The sequence below is a fragment of the Mesorhizobium sp. ES1-3 genome, assembly GCF_020164795.1.
Classification (GTDB): domain Bacteria; phylum Pseudomonadota; class Alphaproteobacteria; order Rhizobiales; family Rhizobiaceae; genus Mesorhizobium.
In genome coordinates this window covers 379,547-401,595 of record NZ_JAIUGW010000002.1, presented here as the reverse complement: position 1 = coordinate 401,595, position 22,049 = coordinate 379,547, and the positions used below count along the sequence as shown (strand labels likewise).

The following is a 22,049-nucleotide window of genomic DNA, read 5'->3' as shown; positions in this document are numbered from 1 at the left end:
GATGGACCTTCGCCCCTCGCATTCATTTTGCCAGCCCTCGTCACGCACAAAGCGTAGCTGGTTTCGATTATTGCCGGACTTCTCCCACCGCCTGGCATTTTCCGCGCTGTTCGGCGCGGCGCTGCTCGTTGTCCTCTCGACGAGCAGGGCGCATGCCGAATTCACTGTCTGCAACCAGACGCTCGACGTCGTCAACCTCGCCGTCGGACAGAAGGTTGACAATGCCGATCAGACCGATGGCTGGTGGACCATCGGCGCCAACCAGTGCGTGAACATTATCCGCGAGGAACTGGCCAACCGCTACATCTACCTCTACGCGACCGACGTGTTCGGCCACGCGATCCTCAACGGATCGACCGAGATGTGCGTTGATCGGCGCCGCTTCTCCATCCGTGGCATCGAGGATTGCTGGCAGCGCGGTCACATCGCGGCGCGTTTCGTCGAGGTCGATACGCTGGAGCAGGTGCGCTGGACCTATTTCCTGACCGGAAACAGCCCGTGACGCACAGCATCGACACGAGCTTCAAACAGAAGAAGCTGGCGCGCTTGGCCGAGCGCAGACGCAAACTCTGGCGCCGCGTTCTTGCTGGCGTTGCAACGCTCACCGTCATCGCGATCGCCACCGGCTTCTATCTTACCAAGGACAACTGGTCGTTCGGCGACGAGGATGAGGAACTGCATCCCGTCGAAGGTATGGAAGACGTGCCGCCCGACGCCTCGGTCTATGTGCCGGCCATCATCGACCTTGCCGGTGACCCGATGTGGATCACGCTGGCGCCCGATGCGGACACCGCCGCAAAGGGCCACACGGTTGCGCGCCCGGCCGAACTCGATAGTTCCGGGGCCTCGCCGCAGATCGAGATTCTGTCCGACGTGATGCTGAGCGCCAGCGAGAAGTTCATGACGACGATCCCGTCGACGCAGAAGGATTTTGCCTTCTTCAAGGCGCAGCGGCAGACTGCTCCGAAGCCTTCAACTGGCCCAGACGATCAGCAACCGACCTCGCCCGCACCTTCGCCCAACGACCAACCGGGCGATCTGGCGAACGACCTGCAGGCGCCGCCGGACGCGGGCGATATCCCCGCCGGTTCGGCGCCCAAAGCCGACGCAGACTCCCCCGAGGCCGGCTGGGGCGAGACCATCGACCAGCGAGAGGCAGCGCTCCCCGCCTTCAAGAGAACCGCTGTCGAGAACAACACCACAGTCGCGACCGTCACCAGCGAATATCAGCGCTTCGCGGCGACAGAGGACACTTTCGTGAAAATCCTCAACGACCGTAGCCTGGAAAGCGTGGCGCTCGACGCGCATTTCTCCGAGGAGGACGCCAGGCTTGCGGGCGAGGCGCTGAAAGCGCTGTTCAAGCGCGATGGACTCGAGGCCGGTTTTGTAGTCGCCATGCGAGGCTTCCGGCCGAACCGCGAGACGACGACGCTGACGCTGATGCAGGTCTCGGTCTACGCAAGGAAGGTCTATGTCGGTACGCTGACGCGCAACGCAGCGGGCGCCTTCGTTTCAGGGGTCGACCCCTGGGTGAGCGAGGACCTCTTCAACTATTCCGGTGCCTCGGACCAGGGCGGGCCCAAGCGGCAGTACCGCCTGCTCGACGCAATCTACTCGACCGCGGCACGCAACAAGGTGCCGACCAGCGTGATCGGCGAAGCGATCATGTATCTGTCGAGGGGACAGGATCTCGACGCTTTCGCCAGCGAGGACCAGCGTCTGGTGATGATCTATTCGCAGAGGCCGCGCGACCAGGGCGAGATCTCCGGACGGGTGCTTTATGTCGGCGTCCAGGGTAAGGACAAGAACCTCGACTGCTTCGTCTTCCAGCAAAGCGATGGCCAGTATGCCTGCGTGACCGGCGATGATCAGGTTCGTTCGCTGACCGTCACTAACGGCATGGTTACGCCGGTGAGCGGCGTGATGACGTCGACCTTCGGCCCACGCAAGCATCCGATCCTCGGCACGGTTCGGATCCACAAAGGTGTCGACTGGGCGGCTCCGGTCGGGACGCCTGTCATGGCCGCTTTCGACGGCGAGATTTCCTTCCAGGGCGATGGCGGCAGCTATGGCAATCTGGTGAAGATCACGCATGCCAACGGCCGCGAGACGCGCTACGCGCATATGCAAAAATTCGCCATCGCCAGCGGCGTCGGCACCAAGGTGAAGGCTGGCGACGTCATCGGCTATATCGGCACTACGGGACTTTCGACCGGCCCGCATCTGCATTTCGAGCTCTACGAGAACGGCGAGGCGATCGACCCGCTGGGGACAGTCACCGCAGTCGCCACCGCCGTTTCCGTCAGTTCGGGCGGGCCCGGCGATTCCGCGGTCGAGACGCTGACCGACCGGATCGTCCACGTCGAAAGCGGCGGCAGCGCCCGCGCCAAGAACCCCAACTCGTCGGCAACGGGCGCCGGCCAGTTCATCACCAAGACCTGGATCCGGATGATGAACACCTATCGTCCCGACCTTGCCCGATCGCTTTCGACCGCCGACCTGCTCGCGCTTCGCTATGACGCGACGCTGTCGCGCGAAATGGTGCGCGACCTGGCGCGCGAAGGGGAGGCCTATCTGCGCGCCCGCGGCCACCAGATCACCGCCGGGCGCCTGTATCTTTGCCATTTCCTCGGCATGGAAGGGGCGCACCAGGTGCTGGCGGCGCCGGGTTCGTCGCAATTGAGCGCCGTTCTGGGTTCAGCGGTGATCGAGGCCAATCCTTTCCTCATCGGCAAGACCGCTGGCTATGTCATTGACTGGGCCGAGCGGAAGATGGGACAGAAAGTGCCGCGCGTGGTGACTGATGCGAGCCAGCCGACGACAACCACGACCGAACTCCGGCAGACATCGCCGGAGTTCGAAAAATACAAGCAGGCAATAGCGGGGCTGCTCAATTCAATCCAAGGTACGCTTGAGCCAGGCTAGTAACTGTCTTGGCTCTAACTGCGCACAGATCGCCCGGTCGATCGGTTTTGACGCCTGCGGCTGGCATATTGGCAAATATTTTCAGAGGCTCAGGGCGCACCCTGTGAACCTAAACCGTGGTCGGGGTCACATAAGCCTGAGAGCCATTTTTGGCAAAAGCGACTTTGTCGCTGACGAACTGGGCATGCACAGGCATCAATAGCGCCCCATGGGGCGGAGGGCTGATCCATGAAACTGTTTGCCATCCTTTTGAGCGGACTTGTCCTTTCCATCCTTGCCGCCTTCGGCGTCCAGGCCGCAACAGCCGAGAGCAAGCGTGTCGCGCTGGTCATCGGCAACAGCAAATATGTCAACGCCGTTGCCTTGCCTAACCCGGCGAACGATGCCCACCTGATTGCGTCGACGCTGCGCAACGCCGGCTTCGAAGTGATCGAAGGCGTCGACCAGGACAATGCCGGCATGCATGGCCTGATCAGCAAATTCACCGAAGAATCCTACAACGCGGACCTCGCGGTCATCTTCTACGCCGGCCACGGCATGCAGGTCGACGGCAAGAACTATCTCATACCGGTCGATGCCGACCTTACCTCACCCGCCTATCTCAAGACCCGCACAGTTCAGATCGACGAGTTGATGGCGGCGCTGCCTGCCGATCCCGCCGCCGGCATCATCATCCTCGATGCCTGCCGCGACAATCCGCTGGCTCGCACGCTGGCCACGGCGCTGCCCAAGAGCCGCTCGCTCGGTGCCGGCCTCGCGCCGGTGGACGCAAAGGCAGACGGCGTCGGCACCGGCGGTGTCTTGATTGCTTATGCGACCGATCCCGGTGCTGTCGCTTTCGACGGCAACGGCGTCGACAGCCCCTACTCGCTGGCCTTGGCCAAGCACCTGACCGAACCCGGGGTCGAGATCCAGAGCGCGCTGACGCGCGTGCGCGGCGACGTGACTGAAGCCACGCAAGGTCGGCAGCGCCCATGGCACAACGCATCACTGGGGCGCGAGGTTTTCCTTGGCAAGCCAGCGGCACAAGCCGCGGCGGCGCCAATCGGCGATGCAGCCAAGACGCCGGCCTCGCCCGCCCCTGAGCCGGTGGCCAGCGATCCGCCGTCCTGGGAGGTCGAGCAACGCCTTTGGGATGAGGCCTCGAAAAACAACGCCATTCCCTATTACGAGGCGTATCTCGACCAGTTCCCGAGCGGCCTCTTCGCCAGGGTGGCAAGGCTCGACATCGACCAGTTGAAGGCGGGCAAGCAGACTGCGGCGCCGCCGAAGAAACAGGTCGTGCAGAAGACCCGCACCCTGAAGCCGGTGCCACACAAGCAACAGAAGGTTGTCCAGCGCAGGCTCAGCAGCGAGACCATTGCGCGCGACGAGCCGCCACCGAGAGAGAATAATGACTTCCTGGCCAAGGCGCTCATTTTCGGCAGCGGTGTTGTGATCGGCAGCGCGCTCAAACATTGATCAGAAGGCATCAAGGTGGACCCGGCGTTTGGACAAGATCCCTTGCCAGTGTCGCTGTTAAGGATCGGCCTGGCGGCGACCGCCTACTCGGTCCTGATGCGCATTTCCACGCGTCGGTTGACCGGATCGTAGGGATTGGCGACACGCGGGTGCGACTTGCCGAGGCCGATCGCTTCGAGCCGCGCCGATTCAACGCCGTTCGCTTCGAGGAACGCGGCCACCGACTTGGCCCGCCGCTGCGACAGGTCTTGGTTGTAGCGATCCGGGCCGGTTGCATCGGTATGACCTTCAACGACAAAGCTGAATGTGCTCAGCCGATTGTCCTTCAGTGCCTTGGCGAACTCATCGAGTTCGGTGCGCGCGATCTGGTCGAGTTGCGCGGAATCAAGGGCGAAATTGATCATCATGTCGAGACCAGCCTTTTGTTGGGCTGAGCCAGTCTTCTCGGCCTTGCTCTTGCACTCTTCCTCCGTGCCAACGCAGATGCCGCGCGCGGCACCCAGATTGCCGGGCTGGCCGGCGAAGAACTTGACGATGTCTTCCGACTTCTGAAGCGGATCGGCGCAGACGTGCGTCCCAAGAAGCATGGCCGCCAATGCCAAGGCTGAACTGCCCCATCGCATGACCGTCACTCCTGTGTAAGTGGATTTCGCTGGCGGCATCATATCAAATCGGGAAGCGATTGTCTGTGAACAAACGCATTCTGCTCGCGTCCACCACCTGCTGAAGACTGACGCTTGACCGGCGCTCGGCCACAGGCTTGAGTGCTGTTCTGGTGGCTCTCGGGGTATGGCAGCCATGGCCAATGAACTCGGATACAGAACGGCACGGGATCTGTTTCTTGCTTGTCCCGCCATCGCCAGGGACATGAAATCGCTGGCCACCGGCCAGCCGCCGCTTGATTTTTGCCGAGCCCTGCTTGCCGGGCGCGTGCCGGAAGAAGCAATCACGTTCTGTGCCTACCTCCTGCCCGAGCGAGCCGCCGTCTGGTGGGGACATGAATGCCTGAGCACTCTCGCCGAGCTCCTCGCGGACCGGGATCTCGAATTGCTGGCGCTTGTCCACGACCGCGTCGGCGAACCTGACAATCCCGACCATCAAGCGGTCTTGAGCAATTCCCTGGACCTGCCGCCAGCGACGCCGGCCGCCTGGATCGCTCTGGCAGCGGTGTGGCGCGACCCGACCCTCAACATGGTGTCGACCGGATTTCCTGCCGCCCATGCCGTCAATGCCGGAATTCTGGCCGCGCTGGCCCGGGCCTCGCTGGCGGACCGGTTTGCCGTGCTTTCGGCCTTTGTCGAAATGGGCATTCAGATGGCGGAGATGGAGGCGTAACGGCATTCGCCGATCCCTACGCGCCGCCCGTCATCGCCGACATCAGTCCGGCATTATTGGCAGCCGCCTTGCGCCCACCTGGCCAGCGCGACCTTGAAGCGGGTACCGAGCGGATGCTGCAGGCGCAGGACCGAGACGTCGTTGGCGGCGAAATTCTTCGCCTGCTCGCAAAGCCGGGCCTCATTCCACTGATGGCAGGTCTCGCAGTGCTTGCCTTCCCAGACCGATTTGTCGAGGCCTTCCACCGGACTGAAAAGCGGTTCGCTCTTGATCAGTTGGGCGATGCTCTTGCCGTCGATCGCCGGGTCGCCGAACTTGATGGGACGATCGAAAAGGATAGGGCCGTCGGTAGCCAGCTTCGGGATTTTCGCGCGCAGGGTATCAAGCGCAAGCTGATCGGCATTCTGGCTTGGCGAAGCGCCGGTGTTGCGTGCGTCAGAGCCGGCTTCAGCTTGCCGGGTGCTCGCCTCGCCGACGATCAGCGGCGCGTTGAGATCGACCTTGTGCAGGACAACCTCGGTGGTCAAAGAGACGTTGATCCAGGGGCGTTGCTTGCCGGCGGTCGCGTTGAAGACGTCACTGGTCACCCTGTTCATCGCTTCGGTGATGGAGACATTGGATTCCCCAATGTGCTGGAGCAATGCCGTCGTGAAGGGCGAGTGGTCGCCAGACCCGTCATAGGCGAGCTGGTTGGGACTGGCGGCAAAGGCGACGAGCGTTCCAGCGCCGCCATTCTCGATCGGAATTTCCGCAAGGCCACTGCTTGCACCCTTGATGCCGGCGGTCTTTGCCAGCACATCGGCCAGAGGATTGTCCCGGCACGCGTCCAGAAACACCAGCCGTATGCTTGTCTCGCGAGACATCTGGCGCAAAATGAAATCGACCGACACGGCCTCAAAGTCGAGCGAGGTCTCGTCCTCGAGTGCGGCATCCACCGGAAGCAAATAGTTCTTGCCTGAAACCTGCAGGCCATGGCCGGCATAGAAGAAAAGCGCCACATCGGCGCCGCGCACCTGCTTGGCGAACCGGGCGACCGTGGTCTGGGTCTGCTGCTTGGTGAGATCGAAGCCAGAGACCACCTCGAAACCAAGGTTCTTCAGGCGCTCGGCCATCGCCTGGGCATCGCGCGCGGGATTGGCCAGCGGCGCGGCGTGCTGATATTGCGAGTTGCCGAGCACCAGCGCGACGCGGCGCTCGGCACTGGCGGCCGTCAAAGTCAAAAGCAGGACAAGCGCGACAAGGCCGGAGCCGCGAAGCAAGACGGTGCAAAATGCGATTGCACGGGAGCCCACCCCGACCTCAGTTCGCGAGCTTCGTGGCGGAGAATTCGATGCGCCGGTTGAGCGCCTTGTTCTTTGGCGTGTCGTTGGCGGCAACCGGGCTCTCCTCGCCATGGCCGGCGGCACTGATCTGCTGACGCGGCACGCCACCGGCGACCAACGCATCGGCAACCGCCTGCGCTCGCCGTTCGGAGAGCGCCTTGTTTGCTTCGGGCGAGCCGTCCGAGTCGGTGTAGCCGGACACCTCCACCTTCAGGGTCGGGCATTTGCCGACGACCCCTTCAACTTCGGTGAGCAGCGGACGGCTCTTGGCATCGAGCCGGGCGCTGGCCGAGCGAAAGTAGATGGCGCCGGTGCGCGACAGCACGGCAAACCGGTTGAGGCACTCCTCGTCGCTGAAATTGGCCTTAGCGGCGTCGGTAGCCACGGGACCGACATCGGTGGTGCCGGCGGCGACTGTCTGCACCGCGGCCGGCTTGCTGCCGTCGGCGACAAAGACGAAGTCGAAGGACACCGAGGCGGTGGGCACGATGTTCGTCACATTGGCGGCCTGCTGTAGCTTGTCTACGTTCGGCAGCAGGCCGAAATCCTCGACATGCACCGCGACGGGAGCCTCCGACGCGACGGAAACCTGAGTGTCGCTGATCATGGTTACCACGACGCTCGCCTCCAGATCCTTGTCGACGCCGTGCAGGCTCAGCCGGAACGGTAATGTTGCCTTGATCCGGCGTTTGGCCGGCAAGTCGGCAAAGGCGGCCGGGTCCACCTTCGCCGTCAGCTCGGCCGTCGGATATTTGAATGTTTCGAAGAACAGGAACCGCATGCGCACATTGCGCAGGTCGACGCCCGTGTCGACGGAATTGAGATCGAAGCTGATCCTGGCGTTACCGGCGGAACTCAGCGTGCCGGTGATATTCCTGATCTTGTTGGTCTCGACGATCGTGTTCTTCTTGACCGACTGATAGGTGAGCACCGAGGCGTCAGGATCGAGCGTCCAGTTCGGCGCGGCACTCGCCATTGGCGGTCCAAGGACCATCAATCCCAATATTGCTGCAATGATCAGGCCAATAGGCCGCGTCACGGCTTTCGCTTGCGAGAATGCAACGACTTCGAACATGGAACGCCCCCGCCAGGACAACCCGATCTCGATACGGCACGTGGCGGGAGCATAGAGCACTTGCCTTCGATTGGCGAGCGGTTCTAGCAAGTTGCGGAGAAGCGAGACGAGTCATCTCGCTTCGGAAGAACGTGTGTCGAGGTTGCGCCGCTATCACCACCCGCCGCCGCCACCGCCGCCGGCCCCGCCGCCGCCGCCCAATGGCTGTATAATAACAGGCTTGGGCCCATCGTTGACCGGTTTGACCAGTTTCTTGGCAGTCACCTTCTTCTGTTTGACCACATTCGGCGCCGTCGTCACGCGAACCTGTTTGGTGCGGTGTTTCGTTGCCGGCGCCGGCTCGATCCTAGGCGTCACGGTCGTGCACCCAACGACCGCAAGAGATAAGATTGCCGCGATGACCGCCTGCTTCAATGCCCTGCCCACCATTGCCTCCTTGTTGATCAGAACAGATCGCGACGCGGATTGGCTTGCTCCCAGACGGCTCTCGCCGTCTTGACCAATTGATCGTCAACCGAGCCGCCCGCGGGGACTTTCGATTTGAGTTCCGAGCGTAGCTGCTTGAGGGCAGCCGTCTTCGGTTTAGCGCCAAACTGCGCCAGCGTGGTCCGGGCGCTCGGCAACTCGTTGCGAAGATCGAGCCCTGCAGCGAAAGCCAGATAACGGACGGCGACGACCTGATCGGATTTGCCTCCTTTCTGCATCTCGATAGCCGCGCGATCATAGGCGGCCGAATAGTCGCCGCGATCGGTCGCCAGTTCGAACAGCTTCTGCGCTTCAGCAAGATTCTGCTCCACGCCGTCACCGTCCCGGTACATGCGCGCGAGACTGCCGGGCGCATAGGGCTGGCCGAGATCCATCGCCTTCTGGAAAAGGGCCTGCGCCTGCTTTGTGTCCTTCTCTACGCCGCGCCCACTGAGATAGTTGCGTCCGAGAATGTTCATGGAATACATGTCCTGGCGCTCGACGCCCGCCTTGAGGAAGGCAACGGCCCGAGCCGGGTCGGCAGGCACGCCATTGCGACCTTCGGTGAAGATCGCGGCGAGGTCGTTCATAGCATAGGTGTGGCCCATGGCCGCCGCCTTGAGCAGCAGGTCCAGGCCCCTGCCCGTATCACGCTTAACGCCGAGACCGTTGAACAAGGCGCGGCCCCAGGCAGTCATTCCATAGGGGTCGCCTTTGTCGGACGCTTTCGCATAGAAACCGTTCGCCTTGCTCGGATCCACGGCTGCCCCGATGCCGGATGAAGCGATATAGCCAAGCTCGAACACTGCGCGGACATGCCCCCTGTCGGCAGCCTCCTGGATCGCCTTCTTCGCGTCATCAACCTTGCCGACCGCAAGCAGTGCGCGACCGAGTTGATAGTGGAAGCGAGCGACGCCCGGATAGGCTTTCACCGCCGCCCTGCAGACGTCCACGGCGTTGCCGCTGATCTCATTCGGCAACAGACCGGGGACGACGCCCTGCAGGTCAAGAGGTTCCCCGGCCTCCCTGTCGCATGGGTCGACGCTGGGCGACAGCTTCATCGTCGCCGGCTTTGGCGAGGTGTTGTCAGCCCGGATTTCGAAGCCGACTATGAGTGGCTTGACGGCGCCGATCTGTGGTTCGTAACGCAACTGATCGACCTCATCGGCCATCACGCTCGAGCCAGGCGACAAGGCCCGATCCGGCAGGGACAACGTTCCCGTTGCCGGATAGCTCGCAAGTTTCAGGCTGACCGCGGGATCCTTGGTCGGGAAATCCAGCTTCAACGGAACCGGGCCGACGCCGACGGGAACCTGGACGTCACGGTTTTCGATCGCTTCGGCGGCGCCGGTAATGTGAATGCCGCGTTCCACCACTTCCTGCTTCTGCTCGGACTCGAGCGAGGCCACAAGCTGCTTGCCCTCGGCGCCCTCTCCATTCTTGACCCGGAAGACCAGGATGCCTTGGGATTCGCCACCCCAATTGTCGCGTGTGGCATAGGCCATCATGTCGACTAGTTCCTGGATGCCGGCGCCCTTAGGGACGTCCATCTGCAATCGCGGGAGATCCTTGCCAGCGATCGGCTCACCCGCCGCAACCGGCTTGCCGTCCAAAATCAGACGCCCGAGCGCCGGCGGTCTCTCGATGCTGACGGTGACCGGGCCGCCATCGACATCCAGCGGCTCCGGCAGGTCGAGCGCGACAGGGCCGACGCCGGATGGCACGACCTTTTCCAACACGGGCGGCAGTGCGGGCCGGCTGGCGCGACGCATGAGGACGACCTCGTCGATAAGCGAGGAGTTTTCCCAAGGCACCTGCTTACCGGCCGTGGCCTCGACCACATCCCGTCGAACGGCCGCCATGACCGAGCGTATCTCCTGGTTCGGCGCCAGTGCGCGACGCGAGAAGGCGGAGGAAAAAGGACTGAGATCGCCACTTCCGTCATAGGCGACGGCACCGGGCTCGGTGGCAAAGGCAATAAGCGTGTTCAGCGAACTTTTCACCTGCGCAAGGCCGGTGTCGCCGGCAGTGATCAGTTGGTCTCGCAACCAATAGTCTTTGCGCGGAAACGGATTATTGCGGCAGGCGTCGAGGATGATCACCTGGATCTTCGATTTCGCTCTCAACTGCTGCAGCACATCGTCGAGCTTGACGGCCTGGACCTCAATGTCGGCCGCGTTCGTGAGCGATGCATCGACCGGGATGAGGAAATTTTCACCGCCGATCTGAAAGCCATGGCCGGAATAGTACACGATCGCCAGATCGGCGCCGTCCGCCGCCGCGAGGTAGTTGCGGAACTGCTTTTCGAATTCGATCTTGGTGAGGTCCTTGGCGACGAACACGTCGAATCCGGCTAGCCGGAAGGTGTTCGACACGTCCGCGGCATCCTTGTCCGGATTCTTGAGAGCCGGAATCTCGCGGTATTCGGAATTGCCTATGACAAGGGCAACCCTTCGATCGGCACAAGCTTGGAATGCCGTGAAGCACGCGAGCATCAGGGCCGCAATGAACGCAAAACATCGCAGCATGGCGCATCCTTAACTGCTCATGACCTGGAGGGCACAAGACACAGCTTGCGACAACCTGATCTGTTAAAGACTTCCAATCTGCCGAAACGGCAAGGTCGCACCCGCGATGGATGGCAGATGCTGTTCCCACAACTGCTAAAATAGCCCAGTGGCGTCGGTACCGCAATAAGCTGGGCGAGTGCGACATGCTGTGCCCGCAGCCAACCTCGTAGCAGTGGCATCGCTCGGCCATCCAGACCCCTCCTAAAAGCGCACGCAATTCGCCGGAGGTGCGAGCCAGAAAGGTCGAAAAGGTTCCAGGAACCCCAGCCAAACTGGACTCCCTGTCGGCACAGCGGTCTGCTGTGCGCCTGTTACTGCTCCAGAATGCGACCGTTTTCGCAAGTAGATCAAACGGTTGCCTGAAGACGGCGCGAACCTCGCCTTGGTCCCATTGGCCGTTCGACAGCACGAGATTCAAGAGCCGCTTTTTCTCGTGCACAGGCTGTTTCGCGAACAGTCGGCTGGCGTTGCGTGCCAGTTCCAGCAGCTGGATACCATCCTCCATGTATGATTCCTCGGCGCTACCATGGCGCTCTATCTCGCGAAGCAGCCGCGTCTGTTCGGTTCGCCACTGCGCTGACATCCGGTCGTAGAAGGCGTTGTCGATGCGGCCATCGAGCTTGTCGAGATACATGGCGTGCAGCCGATCCTCGAGCCGCTTGTACTCGACCTGGCATCGATGGATCGCCTGTTCATGCTCGCGGCGCTCGTCGGCATGGCTGGCCATGAGGGCTGCCTTGACCCATTCCAGTATCTCTTCGTCGAAATGCAACCGGTCGAGCAGGTTGGCGAATGCCTGATCGAGCACTTCCTCGCGGACATATTTGCGGCGGCAATCACCATATCCGCCCCGGCCTTTGTTGGTATGCCCCGTGCAATGATAATAGACGTATTTGCTCTTCTTAATCTCGGCCACGATGGCGCAGGCGCATTCGGTGCAGGTCATCAGGCCGGTGAAGGCGAACTCTTTTCCTATCGGGTGGGTCGGTACCGCATTGCGGCCTGTCAGAACGCCCTGTACGCGCTCCCATAGTTCGATCGATACGAGAGGTTCGTGCTTGCCGTGGTGCAATTTGCCGTTCCACTGGAACAGTCCGGTGTAGAGGCGGTTGCGCAGGATCATATGCACGGTGCTGACCGGAACCGGGTTGCCGCTCTTGGGATAAATCAGCCCCTCGCCATGGGCTGCCTTAGCCAAGGCCTTGAGCGAATACCGGCCGGTTGCGTAACGCTCGAACAGTTGTGTGACGACTGGAGCCAGGTCAGGATGCGGCTCAATAACCTTTCTGCCATCCTTCCCAGTGGTGTTGATATAGCCCAGCGGAGCCTTTGTCGGCCATATACCCTGCTCCGCCTTCTCCATCTGCCCCTTGCGGGCTTCTTCTGACAGGTTGTCGATATAGTTCTTGGCCATCAAGACCTTGATGCCGTGCATGAATTTTTCAGATGAGCGCGAGTCTCGCGATAGAGTCACACCTTCTTTCGCGAGGTGGATTTCCACATCCAGTTCATCAAGCGTCACCCAGTCCTTCAGGTTGCGATAGAGCCGGTCGGTCTTTTCGACCAGGACGCTTCCAATGCCGGGATGCTTTCGTAGGTATTTGACCATTTCGGTGAAGTTGATCCGGCCGGTGGTTTTGGCCGTCTCGACGTCGATAAACTCCTGCACGATGTCGAACCGCTGTTGCAGGGCGTAGTCGCGTAGCAGCTTGCACTGCGCCGGGATGGAGAAGCCTTCCTTCTCCTTCTCCTTCTCCTTCTCCTTCTCCTTCTCCTTCTCCTGCTCCTTGGAGGAGACGCGCGCGTAGAGCAGCGCCTTTACAAGGCCTGCGGGCCTGGCGATCCGGACAAGTCGCTGGTTCATCTGGGGTGCGTCCTTCCCTCGCTGGTCATCGGGTTGCGGACCGACAGAGCCCGCGATCAAGCGGCCATGACGCGCCGGCTATTCGCCCCGGTCAATCCGGTCCCATTCGGCGAGGATGCGAAAGAAGCCACCGAGATTATCGACGATTTGCCGGGCATCGTCCGTTGACAGGGGCTGCTCCATTCGCGCCTCGAACAAGCGGACCGTTCGTTCCAGAAATGCTTCGTCGACGACGCGCGGGCGCGAAAACAGATCGGCCTCTGCATCGCGTCTAACGCCGCGTTTTGCCGCGCGCCGTGCTGCCTTCACTGTTCTGTCCCGACCACATCTGCATCGGGACAAGATTCGCTGAAATTGCCCCAGCGGCGAATGGCCGTTATTTACGCTGTTGTTTCTTTTTTTACTCCGGTTTTATCCCAACGGCGGGTCGCAGCCTCAAGTCGAGATTCTCGGTTTGGGTCTGTAGACCGACCAGGTCGGCAGCCATCGCGCGATATCGCCTGCAATCCGCATCAATGGCCAACCGATCTGGCCGTTCCAGCGGCAGGCTCCCGGTGATTTCCTTCAAGTCATCAAGTATCGAAGCAATATGCGGCCAGGGAAAGTCGGTGGGATCGTCGATGTCGCGATCCGCGCCGGCGATGATTTCGAGCTTAGCGACAACACCAAGAAGCGACCGCGCCGGAGTTTGAGGCAGTTCGTCCTGAAGTTTCAAGGCAGCCGTCATAGCTTCGACCTCCGCTTGATAGGCGATCGAGTAGACGATCTTCTCGTCCACCGCTTCCCGCGGCGCCGCGCCGAGTACGCGTGTTTCCAAACGCTGTTGCAGACGACACAACACCAGCGAGACGCGTTGGGCCTGCTGCCAGCTCGTGAACAACGCAATAGCCGGATCGGAAACAGCGTCCCGGCTCTTGCCGCTCTCCCGACGCTGGGCTGGCGTTCCGCCGTTCCGACGCAAATTGGTATTCGGAGCTCCAGCCATCATTCGATCGACCATCCGTTTGTGGCTCCCGTGTTAGCTGCGAGGATGCTAGCACAACAAATCTTTGTAGAGAATACTCCGTGGTGAAATACTCTTCAAATCGTTGATCTCCCACCCATGGAGATACGTGAGGTATTCGCTCGGAATTTGCGAACGGCCCGACTAGCCAAAGGCCTGTCGCAGGAGGAGCTTGCACACCGTGCCGACATTGATCGTACGTACATCAGTTCCCTGGAGAGAGGTGTCTACAACGCCAGCATTGATGTGGCCGATCGTCTCGCCAAGGCGTTGGAAATCGAAGTGGCGGAGTTGCTCTCCAGAAAAAAGTCGACGTCGATTAACCGACATTAGGCGGGCTAATGCAGTCAACGAGGTCGGATATGGGGATGGATTTGTGCAAGCGGCGTTGGAGCTGAAATAGCACGTGGCCGTTGACCTGCGCTGCTCCTTCGGCAATTGCGACCAGCGAAGTCACATCCATCCGCAGCTAGATGTCGCAATGAGTGGTTCTGGCTAGGGGTGAAAAACGGCCGCTTTGCGCCTTGTCCGCGACATCCATGGAGACCCTTTCTAATGACCAGAAGCGGCGGTTCGGTCAGGTCGGCGGTGCATCCGGCAACCGAAACGGGACGTGGATTCAACTTTGATCAACGTCCTCGAAAATCGAGCGCGCACTCGAATTGCTTGCCTTCGTCGGTGAAGACGGAGGCGTCGCCGAATTCGTCACCAGATGGGGTCCGTGGGTCGGCTTGACGAAGGAGTTAGGTTCGTCGGGAAGGCGCCGAGAAAGTGATCATGAACGCAGCCTACCCACACCAAGGGCGTGGTGTCGGCGGACAGGATGTGGAGCCGCAGGCAAAAGGCACAGCCAACCCTTCTAACACCAATACGTCGCCCACATCTTGGCCGTCGGCAAAGAGTGAGCCACAACTTCGCCCGTAGTTGCACCTGTCGGTGCCCTCCGTCCCTGCCGGGCAAGAACACGGAACCATCTTCAACTCCACCTTCGCGGCGGCAACCAGTTCTTGGAGGCGCGCCTTCGCACGACGCCCAAGGTTTCCCTCCGCTTCGCACCTTGGCTCAATGCTTTCGGGGGGCATTGAAGCCGACCAGCCGGGTACCCTTCGTAGAACCGCTGAGCCGAATGGTATCGCCGTCCGTAATGGTGAACTGTGTTCTGGCAAGTGGCACCCTGTCCCCAGCTACGTCTGATCTGGCAAAGGATGGCATGCTCGGCCAAGTTACGTGCCCGCCCTTGACAACGAACGGTAGATCAGGGGCGCGACGACCAATGCCAGAACGATCCCAAAGGTTCTCACGAACCGGGCTGCCAAGTACCGGGCCTCACGAGCAATCGGTCTTCGCCAGCGGCGCGGTTGCCAGCGTGGCGACGATAGGGGCTTTTTCGCGCGCGGCTGCGATGGTGCGTTGGCAGTTGGCGGTGCGGGGCCGATGGTCTCGTAGAGCTTGGACCATTGCTTCGCGCTCAGCCGCATGCGTGGGCCGTAATTCACCAGACGGTCACGCATGTCGAGGAGGAATTGACGTTACCATTGGCTGAGGTGGCCACCAACAAGCGCAGCCTCGATCCGGGACATCAGATCGTCGTCAGGCCCCATCAGGATAGCCCCACTCGTCCTCACGATATCGGGCAGCCGCTTATGTGTGAATAGGTGAGGCGCAGAACCCCTTCCACTGTGGCACTGATTGTCCTCTTCAGGCCCCCTGGAGTTCTCCCCAGGGTGTGGCCGAGGGGGCCAGGGTAGTCAGGAGATCCCCAGAGAGGAAGCAGAGTTCAGCAAGGTGGCCAGCGCAGTGATAACCTGGGCCATGACGAACGGCTTGGAGATCATGATGCTGTTCGGCACCCCTTCTGACGGCCAATCGTCTGCACCATGGCCGCTCATGTAGACGATGGGAAGGGTGGGCCTAGCGACCCTTGCATGACGGGCGATATCCCAGCCGGTAGCGCCCTCCCCGAGCCTTATGTCCGTCAAAACAGCCGAGATGCGCTCTGGATCAAGATCAAACGTCTCTATCGCAGTGGCAGCGTTAAACGCTGACGCGACTTCGAACCCCGCCTCGACCAAGGATTGTTCAACGTCCCAGAGTAGAATGCCCTCATCCTCAACCAATAGGATGACACCTGATGACATGCGAGTGCCGTTTTTGCTGGAGTTCCCCACGGCTTAATGGGCCGCATGAGCATTTGTTCCCCCGCGTCAATAACATTTGTTACTCAGGTAGCAGCACCCCCTCCTCCTTGGCAGCCAGCCGGAAGCACCTTCGGACCTCCTGAGGTGTCGCCTGATCGGCAAGTGATGCCATGCACACGCGCACCGCTCGGTTCCAGTGAGGGCCACGTTTGGTCCACTTCATGAGTTCTGCAGTGGCAGCCTCGGTGTTGCTGACTTGGAACCTGACGCCGGCCTGGCTGGTCGATACGGTTACCGCTGAGGAGAACCAATGGAGGGAGATGGCGGCTTCCTTTTGGTTGCAAGTTCGTGGGCGACCTCGGCCTTGTTAAGTTACTCCAGTAGAGCCCCGAATGGCGCAGGAATAGACAACTCTACGGTCAAGCCCAAGAGCCTCCGGAGCTGCGTTTGGAAGTCTTTCGAAGTGATGAGCCGAGGCCATACCGTCCGATCAATCAGAAAGATTGCAGTCATGAGGAGGTCCCGATCTGTCCTCGCTCATAACTTAACTTGGTCTAGAGTGTTCCAGAGGCGTCAGTATTTGGTTGAAATTTATCAGTGACCGCACTTGACTCGCGAAGATCGAACACCAGGAACACGTCATCCACGGTTGCGATACTGATCATCAACTCGATCAGCTCACAGTCAGTCTGGGCTAGCTGAGGACACTTCCTACGAACAGCTTCGAGGGTCGCTTTAACGGAGACGACACTGCCCACGGGGGCGTCCTTCAACACTGCATGGATGACGTCCTGAGCGGAGTGTGACCGAAGACCGGATATCTGAGTACCCATGATCGCCTCCTACCCCAGGCGGCGATTCGTGGGGTCATTTTCTGAAAAAATCAAGAGGCGAAATCGTACCAAAACGGGTCAGAATATTTGATGGAAATTTCTGAGCGGGTGATTGGATCACTGGCACGCGCGACTTCCCCCCGTACCCCCTCATCTTACCGCGCATGCTACGCAAATTGGTTCTCTAGCGTTCGTTTCGCCAATCCTGACTTGATCCCTGATTATCCGGGCCGCCTCTCATTCGGCTCAAGATGAACAAGGCGATTACGCCACCTACAATTGCGCCGAAAATGCCGCCAACGGCAAGTTCTCCCAGCGCCTTGCCTAACTCAAAGGTGCCGAATTTGTCTGCCAGAGTGGCAGTTATAACTAGACCCGTCGGAAGTCCTACGACCATTCCGAGGATAAGAACAATGACGGTAGTTGCTATTTCACCGGCAGCTTTCATTGACTTGCCCTTTGTTAGGACCTGCCGGTCTCCTATAGCGTCTGTCGAATGTAGGGCACGTTAATCCCGGCTGAACGTCGGCACGCTCGGAAGCGAAGGAAGCCTGGGCGGCATGCTGGGGGCCTTGAGCGAAGCAGATCAACGAAAATCGTATCGATGTTGCGAAATGAACATCGTTCAGTGCAAGATGGCGCGGGTTGCCCTCGGTTGGGGGACGAGAGACTTGGCTCGCAATGCCGGCGTCTCACCAGATACTGTCGCTCGGTTTGAACGGGGAGAAAAACTCAAGGACGCTACCATTTCCGCCCTCCGGACCACATTTGAAGCCGCTGGGATCGAGTTTATTCCAGAGAATGGCGGTGGCCCTGGTGTTCGTTCGTCTCGCAGTCAGACCTGACGCTCAATTCGCCATGCAGCCGGATTGCCGACCCACCGATTGATATCGGATTCTCTCCAACCCGCCCCGTTTGTGCTGATCTTGATCTGAGCCGGGAACGTGCCTTCGGCGATTTTCCGGTACATCGTTGAGCGGGACAAGCCGGTCCGCGCGAGGACGGTCCGAAGGCGAATGATACGATCCGGTTCAGGCATGGCTGCTTTGCCTTTCCTTGAGAGCATTTGGCACCTGCTGAAACCAGACAGGACGACCAAGTCCGCGCGCAATCCGATTTGTCCTCTCATCGATCTGGAGCGTGGAAACGGCGGCAAATCGGAGGGCTCAGAGTCCAAGGCCACGGCCTCTGCCGATGCCGTGGCTGAATGCGAGTTCCACACCAAGGCGCCGGCCGGATTCGACTTGGATACCAAGCGCTTTTTTATGATTGGCAAGCAGGGATTCAAGCTGAGGATCGCGCTCGAGGCTCTTTGCCATTTCCGACATAGCCGAGCGCGTTGATCTGTAGCCCGACATGTCGCCGGCCTGATATTGGACCTGGCTCGTTCGGTCGAGCTTTTGCCAGCGTTCCACGAAACGGTCTGCGCGGCGACCCGGATCGGTGTCCAGTCCGGTGCGGATTTCCGTTTCAAGCTGGAGAGCCAGCACGACGCGGTTGACGCGGCCGGCTCCCGCTTCACGGACCAGCTCGGGATTCTTGACGTAGGCTGCTTCGGCATCGCGCCAGCCATGAGGCCGAACCTTCTCGAACGCGCTGCGGGCGTCCTTCAGTTCGCGCATCTGCTCCGGACTGCCCTGCCCGTCGGCAGTTCCGCTGCGAAGGATCACGTCGATCGCGCGCGCGTGTCGCACAAGGGCCTTCGTGCGAGCGTTGCGCAACGCCGCTTCCGCGTCCACCGATGCATCCGTATCGCGCTGCGCGCCTCTGGTGGAAGTTTCTATTCCTGGCACGGGGCCGGGATCGCCGTATTGCCTTCCACCGTCTCCCCTTCCCGGTCTTCGGCCACGGTCCTGGCTGGGCTCGGCGTCTCCAGGCGAGCGCAACCCGTCGAGCAGCCCGTCGATCCGGTCGCGTAGCTTTTCCGGAACAATCCGGCGCACGATCTCGACCACACGCTGGCGGAAGGTGATGCCACGCCGCTCGGCATAGCTCTGCGCCGGGTCGATTTGCTCATAGTCGGATGCCATATCCTTCGCGCGGTCGCGTGACAGTGTACGGACCAGCCGGTCCCGCGTGGCGAAGTCATCGCTCGCGTAATGCAGGTCCGTGCCATCTCGATGCCGCGACAGAGCCACATAACTGCCGTGTGCATCCATGCCCGGCGTCGCCAGGACATGGGTCCGGTCGACGGTCATGCCCTGTGCCTTGTGGATGGTCGCGGCATAACCGTGGTCGATGTGGGCATAGTCTTTGAATTCGAAGCGCACCGCCCTGCCGTCGTCAGTGCGCACGGCCATGCTTTGCGCACCGACCTCTTCGATCACTCCAAGCGTTCCGTTCTTGACGCCGAGACCGCGCTCGTTGCGCAGGAACATGATGCGGTCGCCACTGGCAAAGGTCCTTGCACCGCGTTCGACATCCACCTGAACATCGTCGCCGAGATCGCCGGCAGCGCGCATGCGCTCGCGTGCTGCCTGGTTGAGCGCGCGCACCTCGTCGTTTGTGTGCGTGAGAATGATCCGGCTTGCCTCTGGCTCTGCCTGCCTGTCGCGATCCCAGCAGTCGACGAGTTCAGCTCGCGCGTCGTCGCGTGACGCAGCCTGATGCACCATGCCTTGCGCGTCAAAGGCGCTGATCGCAGCGCCGATCCTGCCGGTTGCCAGGTCGCGCGTGGCATCTCGCTGCCAGTCCTCGCGCTGCCGGCGCACCTGGCCGATCTCGACGCCACCATGCCGCTCATGAATCGAACGGAACGCAGCGCCGGCCTCGATCGCCTGCAGCTGCTGCGGATCGCCTACGAGGACAATCTTCGCGCCAACGTTGGCGGCATGGGAAAGCACGCGCTCCAACTGGCGCGTGCCGATCATGCCGGCCTCGTCGATCACCAGGACATCGCGTTTGGTGAGCAGATCGCGACCTTGTCCCCAACTGTGTTCCATGCTGGCGATGGTGCGAGACATGATCCCCGACCCGCTTTCGAGATTCTCGGCCGCAATGCCGGAGAGTGCCGCGCCTCGAACCTCATAGCCCGCTGCTGCCCATGCCTGACGCGCAACGCCCAGCATGGCGCTCTTGCCCGTGCCGGCAAAACCGACGACGACACCAAGACCGCGGCCGTCGGTGATGTGATCCAGAGCATCTGTTTGCTCGCTCGACAGGACGAGCCCGCGTTGCGCAGCCCGCGCCAGAGCTACCTCGCGATGTGCGCCACTCACCGCGTGTCGATCGTCCAAATCGATACGCTCCGCCGCGCGGTGAAGGCGCTGTTCGGTCTCGATCATCTGCCGCGTGGTGAAGCGATCTTCGCCGCGTCCGTCCTTGCCGAGTTCGACCAGATCGGGTGCGCTGCCGATCGCGTCCATCACCTGGTTGAACTGCTCGAGCCCGTCGCTGTGCCGATGCGCGAACTTCGCGATGTCGCGGCGCGTAAAGGTCGACTGCTGATGCGTGATTGCCACCAGCGCCACGGATGGATCCGCAACGATGCGCGCGCCATTGTTGCGCGCGATCTCGCGATGCAGTTCGGCGCGATCTGCTTCAATGTCGCCAACCTCAAGGCCACTGCCCTCGATGCGCTGGGCCGACGCGCCAATCTGCGTCTGCGGCTCCAACGCAATGCCCTGCGCTTCCAGACTGCGATGATCGATGCGGGCGTCGATGTCGAGTTCGGCAAGGCGCTCATTGGCAAGCTCCGCCCAACGCTCGCGCCAGCGCTCGACCATCTCGGTCTGGTTCCAGTCTCGAACCTTCGCCCCGAAACCGTTCTCATCGACCGACCGCATGGTGAGCATGACATGGGCATGCGGTTTAGGACTTCCATCCTCTGCCCTGTCCCAATGCACATTGACATCGGCGACCATGCCTCGGCTGACAAACTCGGCTTGCACGAAGTCGCACGCCAGTTCGATGCCTTGCGCCTGGCTGAGTTCACGTGGGAGGGCAAACTCCACCTCCCGGGCCAGTTGCGCGTCCTTGCGCACTTCGAAGGCTTCGACATCGTTCCACAGCCGTTCGCGGTCGCTCCAGGCTTCGGGTGCAGTCTCCGGCAGCATGACCCCGGAATGCACGACGCCACGCTTGGCCGAGAAATCATGCGTACGTTCGATCCGCTCGTCGCGCAGCCGCGATGCCGAGCGGTACGCGGCGGACGCCACAGCGCTGCTCCCTGCCTTGCGGCCAATGACCTTGACGTGAAGATGATAGATCGCCATCGCGACCAGATCATTTGCACGTCAAAGCGCACGTCGGCACGACGTATAAGCGCGCCCTCCCTCGAAAAAATCTCGGGATGGACCAGCCGGTCCCGGACTGTCCCGGCAACCCTGAAGCCTTCCGGCTGACGCTTCCCTATCATCGCCATATCGACAACCGATGGAGACAGCCATGCGCAAACCACGGGACTTTGACGCCGAACTGAAGGCACTGGAAGAAAAGGCGCGAGAGCTCAGAACGCGAAAGGTGCAGCAACTCGGCGAGCTGGTGATCGCCACCGGCGCCGATCAACTCAGCACCGAGGAACTGGCCGGCGCGCTGGTTGCAATCGCTGAAACGAAAGACGCTGCAAAGCGTGAGGCATGGGCTAAGCGTGGGGTGACGTTTTTTGAGAGCCGGCCCAAGCGAACTGCTCCGGCATCTGAAAGCCACCGACGTAGCGCTCCACTGCAACAAGGCAGCCTACAATCGCCGGCAAGCGGCAATGGCTCGGCATGACATGCGCAGCTGGCAAGTCGAGCGCCGCAAGCGCACCCGTCAGTTGATTGAACTCGGTGGACTCGTCGTCAAGGCACGTATCGTGGAGCTGACCAACGACGATCGCGCCATCATCTATGGAGCGATGGTCTGGATCGCCGCCAAGCTCCAGAGCCATGAAGGTGAGCATGCGCGGGATCTATGGATCGCGAAGGGAGAGCAGGCGTTCAATGCAGAACAGCATGAGAAGCAAAAGGGCCAGCCAACGCAACGATAGTTGGCGAGTGGCGGGCGGCGCGAAACCCCGCGCACCGTAGCCTCGCCAGCGGACGACGTTGCGTTTAGAGATGTGGAATGTCTCAATTG

Annotated in this window: 20 protein-coding genes and 1 pseudogene; 8 read left to right on the top strand and 13 right to left on the bottom strand. The window is 61.1% G+C overall.

The features are described from left to right. Position 1: 1 nt before the first annotated feature. The 3 genes from LB536_RS04950 (at position 2) to LB536_RS04940 (ending at position 4,386) form a co-directional block, all read left to right on the top strand. Positions 2-502 (top strand): DUF1036 domain-containing protein, encoded by a 501-nt coding sequence (locus LB536_RS04950; protein ID WP_181178779.1) that lies wholly within the window; start codon positions 2-4, stop codon positions 500-502. Beyond that, positions 499-2,925: a M23 family metallopeptidase gene (locus LB536_RS04945; RefSeq protein WP_224590309.1), complete on the top strand. Its 2,427-nt coding sequence runs from the start codon at positions 499-501 to the stop codon at positions 2,923-2,925. Before LB536_RS04950 ends, LB536_RS04945 begins: the two co-directional genes overlap by 4 nt. A 228-nt stretch (positions 2,926-3,153) precedes the next feature. Beyond that, complete coding sequence (locus LB536_RS04940; RefSeq protein WP_224590308.1) at positions 3,154-4,386, top strand: caspase domain-containing protein; 1,233 nt, start codon at positions 3,154-3,156, stop codon at positions 4,384-4,386. Between the two features lie 83 nt (positions 4,387-4,469). On the opposite strand, the gene LB536_RS04935 is transcribed toward LB536_RS04940, so the two are convergent. Further along, positions 4,470-4,973, bottom strand: a complete 504-nt coding sequence (locus LB536_RS04935) for an OmpA family protein (protein ID WP_140763785.1) — start codon at positions 4,971-4,973, stop codon at positions 4,470-4,472. Positions 4,974-5,184: 211 nt separating this feature from the next. On the opposite strand from LB536_RS04935, the gene LB536_RS04930 reads away from it, so the two are divergent. Next, positions 5,185-5,721: a DUF6931 family protein gene (locus tag LB536_RS04930; protein ID WP_224590307.1), complete on the top strand. Its 537-nt coding sequence runs from the start codon at positions 5,185-5,187 to the stop codon at positions 5,719-5,721. Between the two features lie 53 nt (positions 5,722-5,774). On the opposite strand, the gene LB536_RS04925 is transcribed toward LB536_RS04930, so the two are convergent. The 7 genes and pseudogenes from LB536_RS04925 to LB536_RS04895 form a co-directional block, all read right to left on the bottom strand. Beyond that, complete coding sequence (locus LB536_RS04925; RefSeq protein ID WP_224590306.1) at positions 5,775-7,013, bottom strand: caspase domain-containing protein; 1,239 nt, start codon at positions 7,011-7,013, stop codon at positions 5,775-5,777. A gap of 7 nt (positions 7,014-7,020) precedes the next feature. Continuing rightward, positions 7,021-8,118, bottom strand: coding sequence for an OmpA family protein (locus LB536_RS04920; protein ID WP_140763711.1), 1,098 nt, complete (start codon positions 8,116-8,118; stop codon positions 7,021-7,023). 153 nt (positions 8,119-8,271) lie between these two features. Further along, positions 8,272-8,532, bottom strand: coding sequence for a hypothetical protein (locus LB536_RS04915; protein WP_224590305.1), 261 nt, complete (start codon positions 8,530-8,532; stop codon positions 8,272-8,274). 29 nt (positions 8,533-8,561) lie between these two features. Then, a complete protein-coding gene (locus tag LB536_RS04910) occupies positions 8,562-11,078 on the bottom strand; it encodes a caspase family protein (RefSeq protein ID WP_224590363.1) in 2,517 nt (838 codons plus the stop codon). An 868-nt stretch (positions 11,079-11,946) separates the two neighbouring features. Then, positions 11,947-13,017, bottom strand: a pseudogene (locus tag LB536_RS04905) (recombinase family protein); the annotation flags it as partial. A 78-nt stretch (positions 13,018-13,095) separates the two neighbouring features. Beyond that, positions 13,096-13,326: a hypothetical protein gene (locus LB536_RS04900; RefSeq protein ID WP_181178849.1), complete on the bottom strand. Its 231-nt coding sequence runs from the start codon at positions 13,324-13,326 to the stop codon at positions 13,096-13,098. Positions 13,327-13,417: 91 nt separating this feature from the next. Further along, positions 13,418-14,017, bottom strand: coding sequence for a hypothetical protein (locus LB536_RS04895; protein WP_224590304.1), 600 nt, complete (start codon positions 14,015-14,017; stop codon positions 13,418-13,420). A gap of 102 nt (positions 14,018-14,119) precedes the next feature. Between LB536_RS04895 and LB536_RS04890 the strand changes: the two genes are divergently transcribed. Then, the gene (locus LB536_RS04890; protein WP_140765736.1) at positions 14,120-14,353 is read left to right on the top strand and encodes a helix-turn-helix domain-containing protein; all 234 of its coding nucleotides are present in this window, start codon (positions 14,120-14,122) and stop codon (positions 14,351-14,353) included. Positions 14,354-15,768: 1,415 nt separating this feature from the next. On the opposite strand, the gene LB536_RS04885 is transcribed toward LB536_RS04890, so the two are convergent. The 3 genes from LB536_RS04885 to LB536_RS04875 all read right to left on the bottom strand — a co-directional run bounded on the left by LB536_RS04885 (position 15,769) and on the right by LB536_RS04875 (position 17,439). Then, positions 15,769-16,158, bottom strand: a complete 390-nt coding sequence (locus LB536_RS04885) for a response regulator (RefSeq protein WP_140765738.1) — start codon at positions 16,156-16,158, stop codon at positions 15,769-15,771. Between the two features lie 79 nt (positions 16,159-16,237). Next, the gene (locus LB536_RS04880; RefSeq protein WP_224590362.1) at positions 16,238-16,480 is read right to left on the bottom strand and encodes a DUF982 domain-containing protein; all 243 of its coding nucleotides are present in this window, start codon (positions 16,478-16,480) and stop codon (positions 16,238-16,240) included. A gap of 695 nt (positions 16,481-17,175) precedes the next feature. Further along, on the bottom strand, positions 17,176-17,439 hold the full coding sequence (locus LB536_RS04875; RefSeq protein ID WP_224590303.1) for a hypothetical protein: 264 nt from the start codon (positions 17,437-17,439) through the stop codon (positions 17,176-17,178). A 166-nt stretch (positions 17,440-17,605) separates the two neighbouring features. On the opposite strand from LB536_RS04875, the gene LB536_RS04870 reads away from it, so the two are divergent. Then, positions 17,606-17,836 (top strand): multiprotein-bridging factor 1 family protein, encoded by a 231-nt coding sequence (locus LB536_RS04870; RefSeq protein ID WP_224590302.1) that lies wholly within the window; start codon positions 17,606-17,608, stop codon positions 17,834-17,836. On the opposite strand, the gene LB536_RS04865 is transcribed toward LB536_RS04870, so the two are convergent. Both LB536_RS04865 and traA read right to left on the bottom strand, forming a co-directional pair. Continuing rightward, positions 17,827-18,030 carry a helix-turn-helix transcriptional regulator gene (locus LB536_RS04865; RefSeq protein WP_140765742.1) on the bottom strand — a complete coding sequence of 68 codons (204 nt, stop codon included), beginning with the start codon at positions 18,028-18,030 and terminating at the stop codon, positions 17,827-17,829. The genes LB536_RS04870 and LB536_RS04865 overlap by 10 nt on opposite strands. A gap of 127 nt (positions 18,031-18,157) precedes the next feature. Further along, entirely contained in the window at positions 18,158-21,205 is a 3,048-nt protein-coding gene (traA, locus tag LB536_RS04860; RefSeq protein WP_224590301.1) for a Ti-type conjugative transfer relaxase TraA, read from the bottom strand. A gap of 172 nt (positions 21,206-21,377) precedes the next feature. Here traA and LB536_RS04855 point away from each other — a divergent pair, with 172 nt between their 5' ends. Further along, positions 21,378-21,704, top strand: a complete 327-nt coding sequence (locus LB536_RS04855) for a conjugal transfer protein TraD (RefSeq protein ID WP_224590300.1) — start codon at positions 21,378-21,380, stop codon at positions 21,702-21,704. Continuing rightward, on the top strand, positions 21,691-21,960 hold the full coding sequence (locus LB536_RS04850; protein ID WP_224590299.1) for a conjugal transfer protein TraD: 270 nt from the start codon (positions 21,691-21,693) through the stop codon (positions 21,958-21,960). Before LB536_RS04855 ends, LB536_RS04850 begins: the two co-directional genes overlap by 14 nt. The last annotated feature ends 89 nt before the right edge of the window (positions 21,961-22,049 follow it).